The sequence below is a fragment of the Streptomyces sp. NPDC046881 genome (genome assembly GCF_040645015.1).
Classification (GTDB): Bacteria; Actinomycetota; Actinomycetes; order Streptomycetales; family Streptomycetaceae; genus Streptomyces.
The window spans coordinates 1-13,509 of sequence record NZ_JBEYXJ010000070.1 but is presented as its reverse complement, the minus strand read 5'-3'; the positions used below and the strand labels follow the sequence as shown (position 1 = coordinate 13,509).

Sequence of the window (13,509 nt, the reverse complement as noted above, 5' to 3'; positions counted from 1 at the left end):
CTAGGCGGCGCCTTCCCCGGTGTCCCCTTCCCCGGCCTCCTCCTCCACCGTCACCACGATCTTGCCGCGGGTGTGGCCCTCCTGGCTCAGCCGGTGGGCGTCGGCCGCGCGGGTCAGCGGGAAGGTCTGCTGGACGTGGACGGTGACGGCGCCCTGGTCGGCCAGCCGCGACAGGTGCCGCAGGTCCTCGGCGTCCGGGCGGACGAAGCAGTAGCGGCCGCCGTAGGCCACCACCTCGGGGTCGGCGATCGAGGCCAGCCGGCCCTCCGGGGCGAGCAGGTTGGCCGAGGTCTTCAGGGTGTCGCCGCCGATGGTGTCGAAGACCGCCTCCACCCCTTCGGGGGCGAGCCCGCGCACCCGTTCCGCCAGGCCGTCGCCGTAGGCCACCGGCTCGCCGCCCAGCGCGCGGACGTGGTCGTGGTTCCGTTCGCCGGCCGTGCCGATGACCCGGGCGCCGAGGTGGGCGGCGATCTGCACGGCGAGCGAGCCGACCCCGCCGGCCGCCGCGTGCACCAGGACGGTCTCACCCTGCTTCACCTCCAGCGCCTTGACCAGCACCTGGTAGGCGGTGAGCCCGGCCAGCGGCAGTCCGGCGGCCTCCTCGAAGGACAGCCTGCGCGGCTTGCGGGCCAGGGTGCGCACGGGTGCGGCGACGTACTCGGCGAAGGTGCCCCGGGAGAGGAAGTCCTCGCGGACGTAGCCGATGACCTCGTCGCCGGCGGCGAACTCGGTGACCGCGGCCCCGGGCCGGACGACCACTCCGCTGACGTCCCAGCCGGGGACCACCGGGAAGACGGCGTCCAGGAGCGGGTCCAGATACCCCTCGCGGCACTTCCAGTCGACGGGGTTGACGGCCGCCGCCCGCACCTTGACCAGAACCTGGTCGGGACCGACCTTGGGGTCGCGCAGCTCGCCGTACTCCAGCACCTCGGGTCCGCCGTAGCGGCGGTAGCTGATGCCCTTCATGCCCTCGACCCTCCGGGGTACTCGTGCGCCACGCAACCGGGATGCCCTGATATGCGGCTTTCTCGTGGCAGCCTTTCGGTCGTCACCCCCGTACCCCCCGAAGGGGAGCACCATGACCACCCTCCACCAGGAACACACCGAGCACGGGACCCACCGCCACGGGCCGGACTGCGGACACAGCGCCGTACCGCACGGCGACCACGTGGACTACGCCCACGACGGCCATCTGCACCGGGAGCACGAGGGCCACTGGGACGAGTGCGAGCCGGCCGGGCACACCGTCCACGAGGGCCATGAGCACGTGCACCACGACGAGTGCGGGCACGCGCAGGTGCCGCACGGCGACCACGTGGACTACCTGCACGGCGGGCACCGGCACGCCGAGCACGGCAACCACTGGGACGACCACTGATCCTCACGGTCACAGCGACGACGGCTCCCCGGGCAGCACCCCGGGGGGCCGTCGTCCTATCGTGGCTCCGGTCACGTTTCCCCCCGGGTTCGGCTCCCGCACTGGACGACATACCGACCGGTCGGCATCATGAGTCCTGTTCTTGTTGACCCGTTGGTAGGAGTGATGAATGAGCGCCGACCACCCGCCCGGACTCGACCTGGACCGGCTGCGCGCCCTGCTGGAGCGCGAGCGTCCCGGTCTGGTCGGCGGCCCGCTGACCGGACGGCTGATCGAGGGCGGACGGTCGAACCTCACCTACGCACTCTCCGACGGCACCTCGAAGTGGGTCGTCCGCCGGCCCCCGCTCGGCCACGTGCTGGCCACCGCGCACGACATGAAGCGCGAGCACCGGGTCATCAGCGCCCTGCACCCGACCCAGGTGCCGGTCCCCCGCCCGGTGGTGCTGTGCGAGGACGAGGAGGTGCTCGGGGCTCCGTTCTACGTGATGGAGTTCGTGGAGGGCACCCCGTACCGCACCGCCGACCAGCTCGCCGCGCTCGGCCCGGAGCGCACCCGGAACGCGGTGCTGTCCCTGGTGGACACGCTGGTCGAGCTGCACGCGGTGGAACCGGCGGCCGTCGGTCTGGCGGACTTCGGCCGCCCCGAGGGCTTCCTGGACCGGCAACTGCGCCGCTGGGGCAAGCAGTTGGACGCCTCCCGCAACCGCGACCTGCCGGGCATCGACGAGCTGCACGCGGCCCTCGGCCGTGACCTGCCCCGCTCCCCCGCCCCGGCCGTGGTCCACGGCGACTACCGGCTCGACAACGTCCTGATCGGGGACGACGACCGGATCAAGGCCATCCTCGACTGGGAGATGTCCACGCTCGGCGACCCGCTGACCGATCTCGGCCTGCTGGTGATGTACAGCCGGCCGCTCGGGATGCCGGACTCCCCCGTCTCCACCACCGCCGAGGCCCCGGGCCACCCGGACCCCCGCGAGCTGATCGAGCGGTACGCGGCCGGCTCCGGCCGGGACGTCTCGGCCGTCTCCTGGTACACGGCGTTCGCCTGGTTCAAGCTCGCCGTGATCCTGGAGGGCATCCACTACCGGTACACGCTCGGCCAGACGGTCGGCCGCGGCTTCGACCGCATCGGCGACCTCGTGCCCGTCTTCATCGACCACGGACTGACCACTCTCCAGGAAGGCTGACCGGCATGGACTTCGCGTTCGACGCGCGCACCGAGGAACTGCGCGCCAAGCTCCTCGCCTTCATGGACGAGCACGTCTACCCGGCCGAGGCGGTCGCCGAGGAGCAGCGGGCCGCTCTCGCCTCGCCCTGGGACACCCCGGCCGTGGTCGAGGAGCTGAAGGCCGAGGCCCGCAGGCAGGGCCTGTGGAACCTCTTCCTCCCCGACGGCGAGTACGGCGCCGGGCTCACCAACCTCCAGTACGCCCCGCTCGCCGAGATCACCGGCCGCTCCCCGCACCTCGCGCCCACCGCGACCAACTGCGCCGCGCCCGACACCGGGAACATGGAGGTGCTGGCGCAGTTCGGCACCGAGGAGCAGAAGAAGCAGTGGCTGGAGCCGCTGCTGGCCGGCGAGATCCGCTCGGCGTTCGCGATGACCGAGCCGGAGGTGGCCTCCTCGGACGCCACCAACATCACCACCCACATCGAGCGGGACGGCGACGAGTACGTCATCACCGGCCGCAAGTGGTACATCTCCGGGGCGATGAACCCGGACTGCCAGATCTTCATCGTGATGGGCAAGACCGACCCGGACGGCGCCGACATCCGCCGCCAGCAGTCCATGGTCCTGGTCCCGCGCGACACCCCCGGCGTCACGGTCAAGCGGGCCATGCAGGTCTTCGGCTACGAGGACCACTCGCACGGCGGCCACGCCGAGGTGGTCTTCGACCACGCGCGCGTGCCGGTGGCGAACCTCGTCGGCGAGGAGGGCGGCGGCTTCGCCATCGCCCAGGCCCGGCTCGGCCCCGGCCGGATCCACCACTGCATGCGGCTGATCGGCATGGCCGAGCGGGCCATCGAGCTGATGTGCCGGCGGGCCGTGAGCCGTACCGCGTTCGGCAAGGCGCTGGCGCAGCAGGGCGTGGTCCAGAACTGGATCGCCGACGCCCGGGTCACCGTGGAGCAGCTGCGGCTGCTGGTGCTGAAGACGGCCTGGCTGATGGACACCGTCGGCAACAAGGGCGCCCACACCGAGATCCAGGCCATCAAGATCGCCACGCCGCGCGCGGTGGTCGGCATCCTGGACCGGGCGATCCAGCTGCACGGCGCGGGCGGGGTGAGCCAGGACTTCCCGCTGGCCGAGCTGTACGCGAGCGCCCGCACGCTGATGCTCGCCGACGGCCCGGACGAGGTCCACCAGCGGTCGCTGGCCCGCCGGGAGCTGAAGCAGTACCTGTGACGCGCACACCGGTGCGGCCCCGGCGCCGCACCGGCCGTGCCCCCCGCGTGAGTTCCGTGCGCCGTTGAGTGCGCGCCCCGTCTGTGGTGTCGTACCCCTTCCGGAACCGGCCCGGCGGGCCGGCGGCGCGTCGAGTGGGGGAAGCGTGACGGACCTGCGGGACCACCCGGAGTGGCGGACGGCCACGGAGACCGGGGTGACCTTGGAGCGGCTGCTGTCCGTCGTGGGGTCGGGGGCCCTGGAGCTGGACACGGCACCGGCCGGACTGGCGGTGCCCGTCGGCAGGGCGGCGGTGCTGGATCCGCTGGAGCCCGGCATCGGTCCGCGGGTACTGCTGCTCGCGCCGGCCGTCGACCCCGCCTCGGCGCACGCCCTGGACGTCGTGCGCCGGGCCGGTGCCGCCGGCGCCAGCGGTGTGGTGCTGGGCCCCGACCGCACCGAACAGTCCGCCCGGGCGCTGCGTTCGGCCGCCGAGGAGGCCGGGGTGGCGGTGCTGTACCGCACCCGGTGGTGCGACTGGGAGCAGCTGGTGGGCGTGGTGCGGGCCGGACTGGCCGCCGCGGGGGCGCCACCGGCCCTCGGGCCCGCCGTCGGGGACCTGGACGCGCTGGCCGACGCGGTCGCCGCCCTGGTCGGCGGCTCGGTGACCATCGAGGACACCGACTCCCGCGTCCTGGCGTACTCCTCGACGGAGGAGAACGTGGACGAGATGCGCCGGCTGACCATCCTGGGGCGGCGGGTCCCGCCCTGGCGGGTGGCCGCGATGCGGGAGGCGGGGCTGTTCCGTGCCCTGTGGGCGACGGACGAGGTGCTGCACCGGCGGGCCCGGGGCGACGATCCGGAGCGCCTGGTGTGCGCCGTCCGCGCGAACGGCGAGGTGCTGGGGTCGGTCTGGGTGGCCGCGGTCGGCGGCAGGCCGCTCGCCCCGAACGCGGCCGAGGCGCTGCGTACGGCGTCCCGGGCGGCCGCCGCCCACCTGCTGCGCCACCACACGCGCGGTGCGGACAGCCGGCTGGCGGAGGACGCGGCGCGGGCGCTGCTGGAGGAGCGCGGCTCGGCGGAACTGCTGGCCGAGCGGGCGTCGCTGCCGGCGCAGGAGCCCTGCGCCGTGCTGGCGGTGGGCCTCGGCACGGACGCGCCCGGGGAGGAGCCGTCCCGCGACCCGTCGACGATGTACGGCCTGCTCACCCTGCACTGCACCGCGCTCGGGCACCGGGTCGTGGTCGTACCGGCGGGCGGCCGTGCCCTGGTGCTGGTGTGCGCGCTGCACCCGGACCGGGCCCGTGAGCAGCTGGCGCGGCTCGGGGAGTCGCTGGCGGCACGGGTGTCGGAGGCGACCGGCGGGCCGGTGCGGGTGGGACTGGGTGCGGTGGTGCCGGCGCTGGCGCGGGCTGCCGGGTCGCGCCGGGACGCCGAGCTGGCGCTCAAGGCCCTGGGCCGGGCCGGGGGTTCGCGGACCGTGGCGTGGGTGGAGGAGGTGGCGGACACGATCGGCGTCCTGCAGGCGGTCGAGGCGCTGCGGGACGTACGGCTGCCGCCGGGGACCTCGGTGGCGCGGCTGGCCGCGTTCGACGCCGAGCACGCCGGGAGCCGGCTCGTGGAGACGCTGCGGGCCTACCTCGACCACTTCGGTGACGTGTCCGCCGCCGCGCGCAGCCTCTCGGTGCATCCCAACAGCCTGCGGTACCGGCTGGGCCGGATCACCGCGGTCTCGGGGCTCGACCTCGGCAGCCCGGACGCGCGTCTGCTGGCGCAGCTCCAGTTACGGCTGGCCGACGACGGCCCGGGACCGGCCGGGCCCTCGCAGCGGCCGTGACACCGGCGCCGCCGTTCGTGCGCCCGCACGGAGACGGGGCGCCGTTGTCGTCGGGGCGCACAACGGCGCGGCCCGCGGGGCCCGGTAGCGCCTCCCGCATGCGGTCACGGGAGGGGCCTCTCTGCCGAACCGACGAAGACGGGCGGCGGGCGCGGCGAGCAGCCTGGGAGGGCGCCCGGGACGCTCCCGGGCCTCGCGATCCCGACACCGGAAGGTTCACCATGACCGCTGTGATCCCCGCCGCCGCCCGGCGTGAACGCATCCTCCAGGAGGCCGTACGGCAGGGGCTGCTGGACCCGGAGGAGTCCCTGCTGGCCGCCTTCGTCGACCTCGACGGGGTCGCGGCCACGGTCGGCGCGCTGCACGAGGCGTTCGCCGGCCCCGGCGGGGAGAGCGCCCGGCAGGGCGCCGGCCCGTCCGCGCCGCCGCGCGTCCTGCACACGTTCGCCGCGAAGGCCAACTGCCTGGTGCCCGTGCTCCGGGAGCTGGCCGGGCTCGGCATGGGATGCGAGGTGGCGTCCGCGGGCGAGCTGGCCCGGGCGCTCGCGGCCGGCTTCCCGGCCGAGCGGATCGTGTTCGACGCGCCCGCCAAGACCCGGCCGGAGCTGGAACGGGCCCTGGCCCTCGGGGTGGCCGTCAACGCGGACGGCTTCCAGGAGCTGGAGCGGATCGCGGACCTCCTCGCCCGGCGCCCTTCGTCGTCCCGGATCGGGGTGCGCCTCAACTGCCAGATCGGCGGCGGCAGGATCGCCGCGATGAGCACCGCCACGAGCACCTCGAAGTTCGGCGTGCCGCTGACGGACCCGGGCAACCGGGAGCGACTGGTCCGGGCCTTCGCCGAGCACCCGTGGCTGACCTGGGTGCACACGCACACCGGGTCCCAGGGCTGCCCCCTGGACCTCATGGCCCGCGGGGTGGCCCAGGCGGTGGAGTTCGCGGACGAGGTGGAGGCGGCCTTCGGGCCGGGCCGGATCGAGGGCGTCGACATCGGCGGCGGACTCCCCGTCAACTTCGCCGGCGACGAGGTCACGCCCGGCTTCGCCGCGTACGTCGGACAGCTGCGGGCGCACGCGCCGAACCTGTTCCGGGGCGGGTACCGGATCATCACCGAGTTCGGCCGCTCGCTCCTGGCGAAGAACGGGTTCCTGGCCGCGTACGTCGAGTACACCAAGACCGCGGGGGGCCGGCCGATCGCCGTCACCCACGCGGGTGTGCAGGTCGCCACCCGGACCGTGTTCGGCCCCGACGCCTGGCCGCTGCGGATCGAGGCGTACGACGGGAACGGCACGGCCAGGCGGGGCCGGCCCGTGCGGCAGGACGTGGCGGGCCCGGCCTGCTTCGCCGGCGACCTGCTGGCCCGCGACCGTGCGCTGCCGCTGCTGCGCCCCGGTGACCTGGTCGTCGTCCCGGACACCGGCGCCTACTACTTCTCGACGCCGTTCCACTACAACAGCCTTCCGGAACCGGCGGTGCACGGCGTCCGGGTGCGCGCGGACGGGGAGGTCGAGTTCCCGCTGATCCGGCCCGCGCAGGACCCGTGGCTGCTGTCGGACCGGGACGGCGTCGGCGTGCCGCCCCGGGAGCCGGTGGGCGCCCCGGTCCCCGGTGTCAGGTGAGGGGTGCCGGGGTGTCCCAGCCCGACCGTTCGCGGCCCGACCGGGACGGGCCGCTGCTCACCCAGCGCGCCGCCCTGGTGTTCCTGCTGGCCGCCCTGGCCGGGGCCGGCGCCACCGTGCTGGCGGCGCTGGCCGGCAACCCGTGGCCGGTCGCGGTGAGCGTGGGCGGCGGTGCGGCCGGCTCCGCCGTCCTGTTCTTCAAGGAGATCATCGGCTAGCCGGCCGGCCCGCGGGCTACGGGCGCAGGGCCCGCAGCAGCAGGTCGGCGAGGTGGTCGGCCACCTCCTGGGGGCTCAGCGGGCCGTCGGGGCGGTACCAGGTCGACAGGTGGTGGACGGAGCCGAAGTGGTAGTCCACGATCAGGTCGGCCGGGGTCGCCGTGGAGAAGACGCCGGCCTTCTGGCCCTCCTCGATCAGCGCGCGGAAGCGCTCGTGGTAGCGCCGGCGCTCGGCGCGGACCTGCTTGTTCTTCTCCGGGCTCAGGTGGTGCATGGACCGGAAGAAGATCATCGCGTCGTCGAGGTTCTCGATCGTCGTGACGACGACGTCCGCCGCCGCGCCTCTGAGCCGCTTCTCCACGGGCTCGTCGGCGTTGGCGAAGGTGTCCAGCCGCTCCTGCTGGAGGCGCAGCACGCGCGCGTACACCTCGTGCAGGAGGTCGTCCTTGGAGCCGAAGTAGTGGTACAGCGCCCCCTTGGTGACGCCGGCCGCCTCCACGATCTCCTGCACGGAGGTGCGGTCGTAGCCCTGCTCGGCGAAGAGCCGGGTGGCGGCGGCCAGCAGCCGCTGCGGGACGGGCGTGCCGTCTCCGTCCGTCGTCCTGGGCACTGCCGCCACCTGCCTTTCCGTTCTGCTGATCGGGTCTGCTGCTAGTCGTGTCCGGTGGGGGAACGCAGTTCCCGCCGGAGGATCTTCCCACTCGCCGTCTTGGGCAGGTCGGGCAGGATCTCCACCAGCCGCGGGTACTTGTAGGCGGCCAGTCTCTCCTTGCAGTACACCGCCAGTTCGTCCGGGTCCGCCTCGGCCCCCGGACGGAGGCTGATATAGGCCTTGACCGTCTCGCCACGGTACCCGTCCGGCACGCCGACCACGGCCGCTTCGCGCACCGCCGGGTGCGTGTACAGGACGTCCTCGACCTCGCGCGGCCACACCTTGAAGCCGGACGCGTTGATCATGTCCTTCTTGCGGTCCACGACGTACAGCCAGCCCTGCTCGTCCATGAACCCGATGTCGCCGGTGCGCAGCTCGCCGTCCGGGAAGGTCTCGGCGGTCGCGTCGGGGCGCCGCCAGTAGCCGGGCACCACCTGCGGGCCGCGGACGACGATCTCGCCGTGCTCGCCGAAGGGCACCTCCGCGCCCTGCTCGTCCAGGATCCGCACGACCGTGTCGGCGCCGGGCAGACCCACGGACAGCGTGCCGGAGACCGGGTCCACGGGCGCCTCCAGGTGGGGTGGCACGGAGGCGCAGGGGGCGGTGCACTCGGTGAGGCCGTAGCCGACGCGGATGTACGGTCCCAGGCGCTCCCGGAACGTCTCCACCAGGGCCGGCGGTACGGGCGCGCCGCCCGAGGACAGGTTCACGAAGGAGGCGAAGTGCTCGCGGCCGGCGTCCGGGTGGGCGGCGAGCGCCATGTAGGCGGTGGAGGGGCCCACGGTGTAGTGCGGGCGGTGCTCGGCGAAGGCCTCCAGGACGACACCGGGCTCGAAGCGGTAGGTGAGCACCAGGGTGCCCGCGCTGCTGAGACAGGCGCCGAACTGGCAGACCATGCCGGTGATGTGGAACAGCGGCGCGAGCGCGTAGTAGACGGGCGCCTCGGGCAGGCCGAGCCCGGTGGCCTGCCGCTCGGCGTTGTACATGATGTTGGCGTGCGTGTTGGTGGCGCCCTTGGGGGTGCCGCTGGTGCCGGAGGTGTAGCTGATCAGGGCGATGTCGTCGGGGCGCGGCAGGCGGTCCTCGGGGGCCCGGCCGCCCTGCCGGGCGACGGCCACCAGGTCGTCGGCGTCCGGGGCCTGGGGCAGCCGCTCGAAGGTCAGCACGCGCGGGTCGTCGCGCGTCTGGAAGTCCCGCTCGCACGCGGTGAGCGCGATCCGCACCGGCGAGTCGGCGGCCGTCTCCCGCAGGTACGTCTCCCAGGCCCGGTCGGAGCAGATCAGCGCGGCCACCTCGCCGTCCCGCAGGACGTGCGCCACCTCGCCCGACTTGTACATGGGGTTGACCGGGACGACGGTCGCGCCCGCCTTCCAGGCGCCGAGCACGGCCAGCACGAAGTGCGGGGAGTTCTGCAGCAGGACGGCGACCCGGTCGCCGCGCTCCAGGCCGCGCGCGACGAGGTGGGCGGCCACGCCGTCGGTCAGCTCGTCCACCTCGCGGTAGTCGAGCCGGGCGTCGAAGTAGGCGAGGAAGGTGCGGTGGGGGGCGTCGGCGACGGCGTCGCGCAGGGCGTGCACGAGCGAGTCGGCGGGGTCGAGCGGGGCGCGCTGGCTCTCGTCGAGCAGCGCGAGCCAGGGACGGGCGGCGTAGCGGGAGGCGGTCACCGGGCGGCCTCCCACTTCTGCTGGATGTGGTTCATGGTGGCGAGCCAGCGGTCGGGTTCACCGGCCCGCACCTGGTAGAAGCCGGCGACCTCGGGGTGCGGCAGGATCAGGAAGCGGTCCTCCTCCATGCCCTGGAACAGCGCGTCGGCCACGGCCGCCGGCTCGATCGCGGTGGGGTGGAGCACCAGGTCGCCGGCGCTGCCGGTGGCGGCCAGCATGTCGGTGCGCACGCCCTGCGGGCAGATGGCGTGCACCTTGATCCCCCGGTGGCGGTACGTCAGCGACAGCCACTCGGCGAAGGCGTAGGCGCCGTGCTTGGTCACGCTGTAGGAGGGCGCGCCGATCATCGTCAGCAGTCCGGCGGCGGAGACGGTGGAGACGAACCGTCCGCTGCCCCGCTCCAGCCAGTCGGGCAGCAGCGCGTGGGCCGCGCGGACGTGGGCCATCAGGTTGACGTCCCAGGACGTCGCCCAGGTCTTCTCCTCCAGCGGGCCGTCGAGGTCGCCGTCCTCGAAGGCGACGCCGGCGTTGGCGCAGTAGACGTCCACCGTGCCGCCGAGCGCGTCCCGGGCCTCGGCGACGATCGCGGAGGCGTCGCCGGGCACGGCGGTCCCGCCGATCTCGTGGGCCACGGCCTCGGCCTTCGCGGCATCCAGGTCGTTCACCACGACCCGGGCCCCCGCGGCGGCGAACCGCCGGGCCAGCGCGGCCCCGATCCCACCGCCCGCCCCGGTGACGACCACTCCCGCATCCTGCACGGCTTCCACCATCGGTCTCCTTCGACACGGTGCGAAATCGGCTCTGCCGAGGACAGACTAACCAGTCGGTATGTGTGAGGGAAGGGGAACTGTCCCAACCTAAAGGGCGCGGGGGAACTGCGCGACCAGCCCCACCCGGCCCGCACGCGACGACCCACCGGAGGACCCATGCCCCTCTCCCGAAGAAGCCTGCTCGCCTCCACCACGCTGGCGGCGGCCCCGGCGGCACCCCGGCACCGCGAGCATCCGCGCACCGGCTTCGAAAGGCTCGCGGCCGACGGCTACTCACTCCTCTCCGGCCAGAAGGTGGGCGTCGTCACCAACCCCACCGGCATCACCAGAGACGCCCGGCACATCGTCGACGTCATGCACCAGGACCCCCGCGTCGAGCTGACGGCGGTCTTCGGCCCCGAACACGGCTTCCGCGGCACCGCCCAGGCCGGCGGCTCCGAGGGCCGCTACGACGACCCCGCCACCGGCCTCCCGGTGTACGACACGTACCTCAAGAACGGCCGGCCGCTCGCCGACGTCTTCACCTCCTCCGGCGTCGACACGGTCGTCTTCGACATCCAGGACGTCGGCGCCCGCTTCTACACCTACATCTGGACCCTGTACGACTGCATGGAGGCGGCCCAGCTCGCCGGCAGGCGCTTCGTCGTCCTGGACCGCCCCAACCCGGTGACCGGCCGCGAGGCGCAGGGTCCGGTGCTGCACAAGGAGTTCGCCACCTTCGTCGGCCGGCAGCCGATCGCGCAGGCCCACGGGATGACCGTCGCGGAGCTGGCCCGCCTCTTCAACGGGGAGTTCCTGGCCACGCCGGCCGCCCTGGAGACCGTACGCATGACGGGCTGGCGACGCGCCGGGTTCTACGACGCCTCCGGCCTGCCCTGGGTGCCGCCGAGCCCGAACATGCCCACCCCGGACACCGCGCTGGTGTACTCCGGCACCTGCATGTTCGAGGGCACCAACCTCTCCGAGGGACGCGGCACCACCCGGCCCTTCGAACTCCTCGGCGCCGAGGGCGTCGACGGCCGCTGGGCCGCCGCCGCGAACGGACTCGGGCTGCCGGGCGTGCGGTTCCGGGAGGCGTACTTCACGCCCACGTTCTCCAAGTTCCAGGGCAGGACCGTCGGCGGGGTGCAGATCCACGTGACCGACCGGGCCGCCTACGACCCCGTACGCACCGGGATCGCGCTGCTGGTGACCGCCCGGAAGGTGTGGAGCGGCTTCGCCTGGCGGTCCGACAACTGGATCGACAAGCTCACCGGTTCCGCCCGGGTGCGCACGATGATCGACGCGGGCGCCGGCACGGACGAGGTGACGGGCGCCTGGCAGGAGGAGCTGGCCGCGTTCCGGCGGGTTCGAAAGGAATATCTCCTCTACAAGTGAGCCGCACCGTATGGCCAACCCCGCGTCCCCGCAGGACGATACGCGCGAAGCACACCGTTTCGCACCGTGTCTCGGGGGACGAGGGAGCCTGGTATGGCGGATGCTGGGATGAGCGTGACTCCCTACTGGGAGCTGACCTTCGACGCGGACGGGGACGTGGAGGGCCCCGAACGCGACCGGCTGGTGGCGCAGGTCACGGAGCGCGGCGTCCGTGACCTGATCGTCTTCTCGCACGGCTGGAACAACGACCGTTCGGGCGCGACCGCGCTGTACCGCCGCTTCTTCGCCCCGATGCCGAAGCTGGCCCCGAAGGCGCGGCTCGGGTACGTCGGCGTGGTCTGGCCGTCGATGCGGTTCAGCGACGAGCCGATCCCGGACTTCCCGAAGTCCGTGGCGGCCGTGGAGGCGGAGGCGGCGCCGCGCCCGGTGCTCGACAAGGACTCCCGGCGCGCCCTGCTGGAGGCCTTCCCGGGCCGGGCGCCGGTGCTGGACCAGCTGGCCCGGATGCTGGACGAACGGCCGGACGGCGCACGGGGGCTGGCCGAGTTCGGGCGGCTGGTGCGGCTGCTGCTGGACGCCGACGGGGACCCGGGGGTGGCCGACACGGACGAGGAGGGCGAACCGGCCGTGTTCGCCGGGGATCCGGTGACCGTGTGCGAGCAGTTCGCCGAGGCCCTGGCCGCGCTGGGACCGGAGGGCGGCGGGGCCGGGTTCAGCCTGCCGAATCCGTGGGACGGCGCGAAGGAACTGCTGCGGCAGGCGACGTACTACCGGATGAAGCGGCGGGCCGGGACGGTCGGCGAGCGGGGACTCGGTCCGGTTCTCGGGCGGGTGGCCGACGCGGCGCCGGGGGTGCGGGTGCATCTGGCCGGGCACAGCTTCGGCGGCCGGCTGGTGGCGTTCGCGCTGCGCGGGCTGCCCGCGGGCGTGGACACGGTGAAGTCGGTGACCCTGCTCCAAGGGGCCTTCTCGCACTACGCCTTCGCGGACCGGCTGCCGCACGCCCCGGACCGGTCCGGGGCGCTCGAAGGCCGGCAGCGGCGCGTCGACGGTCCGGTGGTGTGCTGCTACTCGCACTTCGACGCGGCCCTCGGCACGTTCTACCCGCTGGCCTCCCGGCTCGCCGGGGACGACCGCGCGTGCGCGGGCAGCGAGATCGCGGCCGTGCTCGGGCCCCGGTGGGGGGCCATGGGGCACGACGGGGTACAGGCCGTCCCGGGCACCGCCCGCCTGGACCTGGCGGCGGCCCTCGGCGGCCCGCTGCCCGCATCCGGCTGCGTGAACGTGGACGCGGCGGCCGTCGTCCGGCGCGGGGGCGCGCCGACCGGGGCCCACAGCGACATCGTGCACCCCGAACTGGCGCGGTTGGTGCTGGCGGCGGGCCGCATCGCCTGACGGACGGTCAACGGGCGTGGGCCTGCGGGTGTGGGCCTACGAGTGTTGGCCTACGCGTGTGGGCCTAGGGGCGTGGGCCTACGAGCGTTGACCGAGGCGTGTTGGCCTACGGGTGTTGGCCCACGGGCGTCGGCCTACGCATGTGTGCCTGCGCCCGTAGGCCCCCCGGCGTCCGGCCCAGGGCGTGTGGCCGCAGACCGAGGGGGCAACC

Annotated in this window: 12 protein-coding genes; 8 read left to right on the top strand and 4 right to left on the bottom strand. The window is 74.0% G+C overall.

All coding sequences use genetic code 11. From position 1 onward, the window contains the following. Positions 1 to 966, bottom strand: coding sequence for an NADP-dependent oxidoreductase (locus ABZ923_RS27680; protein WP_361476581.1), 966 nt, complete (start codon positions 964 to 966; stop codon positions 1 to 3). Between the two features lie 112 nt (positions 967 to 1,078). Between ABZ923_RS27680 and ABZ923_RS27675 the strand changes: the two genes are divergently transcribed. The 6 genes from ABZ923_RS27675 (at position 1,079) to ABZ923_RS27650 (ending at position 7,440) form a co-directional block, all read left to right on the top strand. After that, positions 1,079 to 1,378, top strand: coding sequence for a hypothetical protein (locus ABZ923_RS27675; protein WP_361476579.1), 300 nt, complete (start codon positions 1,079 to 1,081; stop codon positions 1,376 to 1,378). Between the two features lie 169 nt (positions 1,379 to 1,547). Next, positions 1,548 to 2,570: a phosphotransferase family protein gene (locus ABZ923_RS27670; protein ID WP_361476577.1), complete on the top strand. Its 1,023-nt coding sequence runs from the start codon at positions 1,548 to 1,550 to the stop codon at positions 2,568 to 2,570. 5 nt (positions 2,571 to 2,575) lie between these two features. Beyond that, positions 2,576 to 3,790, top strand: a complete 1,215-nt coding sequence (locus tag ABZ923_RS27665) for an acyl-CoA dehydrogenase (protein ID WP_361476575.1) — start codon at positions 2,576 to 2,578, stop codon at positions 3,788 to 3,790. 145 nt (positions 3,791 to 3,935) lie between these two features. Then, positions 3,936 to 5,606, top strand: coding sequence for a helix-turn-helix domain-containing protein (locus ABZ923_RS27660; protein ID WP_361476573.1), 1,671 nt, complete (start codon positions 3,936 to 3,938; stop codon positions 5,604 to 5,606). A gap of 221 nt (positions 5,607 to 5,827) precedes the next feature. After that, positions 5,828 to 7,222: a diaminopimelate decarboxylase gene (locus ABZ923_RS27655; protein ID WP_361476571.1), complete on the top strand. Its 1,395-nt coding sequence runs from the start codon at positions 5,828 to 5,830 to the stop codon at positions 7,220 to 7,222. An 11-nt stretch (positions 7,223 to 7,233) separates the two neighbouring features. After that, on the top strand, positions 7,234 to 7,440 hold the full coding sequence (locus ABZ923_RS27650) for a hypothetical protein (RefSeq protein ID WP_361476569.1): 207 nt from the start codon (positions 7,234 to 7,236) through the stop codon (positions 7,438 to 7,440). Positions 7,441 to 7,456: 16 nt separating this feature from the next. Here the strand turns inward: ABZ923_RS27650 and ABZ923_RS27645 are convergent, their stop codons facing one another. The 3 genes from ABZ923_RS27645 to ABZ923_RS27635 are packed head-to-tail and all read right to left on the bottom strand — an operon-like array spanning position 7,457 to position 10,526. Next, a complete protein-coding gene (locus ABZ923_RS27645) occupies positions 7,457 to 8,050 on the bottom strand; it encodes a TetR/AcrR family transcriptional regulator (protein WP_030347448.1) in 594 nt (197 codons plus the stop codon). A 41-nt stretch (positions 8,051 to 8,091) separates the two neighbouring features. Next, positions 8,092 to 9,756: an AMP-binding protein gene (locus ABZ923_RS27640; RefSeq protein ID WP_361476567.1), complete on the bottom strand. Its 1,665-nt coding sequence runs from the start codon at positions 9,754 to 9,756 to the stop codon at positions 8,092 to 8,094. Next, the gene (locus tag ABZ923_RS27635) at positions 9,753 to 10,526 is read right to left on the bottom strand and encodes an SDR family oxidoreductase (RefSeq protein WP_361476565.1); all 774 of its coding nucleotides are present in this window, start codon (positions 10,524 to 10,526) and stop codon (positions 9,753 to 9,755) included. Before ABZ923_RS27635 ends, ABZ923_RS27640 begins: the two co-directional genes overlap by 4 nt. A 156-nt stretch (positions 10,527 to 10,682) precedes the next feature. Here ABZ923_RS27635 and ABZ923_RS27630 point away from each other — a divergent pair, with 156 nt between their 5' ends. Continuing rightward, positions 10,683 to 11,903, top strand: a complete 1,221-nt coding sequence (locus ABZ923_RS27630; protein ID WP_361476563.1) for a DUF1343 domain-containing protein — start codon at positions 10,683 to 10,685, stop codon at positions 11,901 to 11,903. A gap of 93 nt (positions 11,904 to 11,996) precedes the next feature. Beyond that, positions 11,997 to 13,298, top strand: coding sequence for a serine-threonine protein kinase (locus ABZ923_RS27625; protein ID WP_361476561.1), 1,302 nt, complete (start codon positions 11,997 to 11,999; stop codon positions 13,296 to 13,298). Positions 13,299 to 13,509: the final 211 nt, after the last annotated feature.

Bases quoted from the DNA above. Each gene is read 5' to 3' on its own strand.
- ABZ923_RS27680 (WP_361476581.1), bottom strand. From the start codon at position 966: ATGAAGGGCATCAGCTACCGCCGCTACGGCGGACCCGAGGTGCTGGAG.
- ABZ923_RS27675 (WP_361476579.1), top strand. From the start codon at position 1,079: ATGACCACCCTCCACCAGGAACACACCGAGCACGGGACCCACCGCCAC.
- ABZ923_RS27670 (WP_361476577.1), top strand. From the start codon at position 1,548: ATGAGCGCCGACCACCCGCCCGGACTCGACCTGGACCGGCTGCGCGCC.
- ABZ923_RS27665 (WP_361476575.1), top strand. From the start codon at position 2,576: ATGGACTTCGCGTTCGACGCGCGCACCGAGGAACTGCGCGCCAAGCTC.
- ABZ923_RS27655 (WP_361476571.1), top strand. From the start codon at position 5,828: ATGACCGCTGTGATCCCCGCCGCCGCCCGGCGTGAACGCATCCTCCAG.
- ABZ923_RS27635 (WP_361476565.1), bottom strand. From the start codon at position 10,526: ATGGTGGAAGCCGTGCAGGATGCGGGAGTGGTCGTCACCGGGGCGGGC.
- ABZ923_RS27630 (WP_361476563.1), top strand. From the start codon at position 10,683: ATGCCCCTCTCCCGAAGAAGCCTGCTCGCCTCCACCACGCTGGCGGCG.
- ABZ923_RS27625 (WP_361476561.1), top strand. From the start codon at position 11,997: ATGGCGGATGCTGGGATGAGCGTGACTCCCTACTGGGAGCTGACCTTC.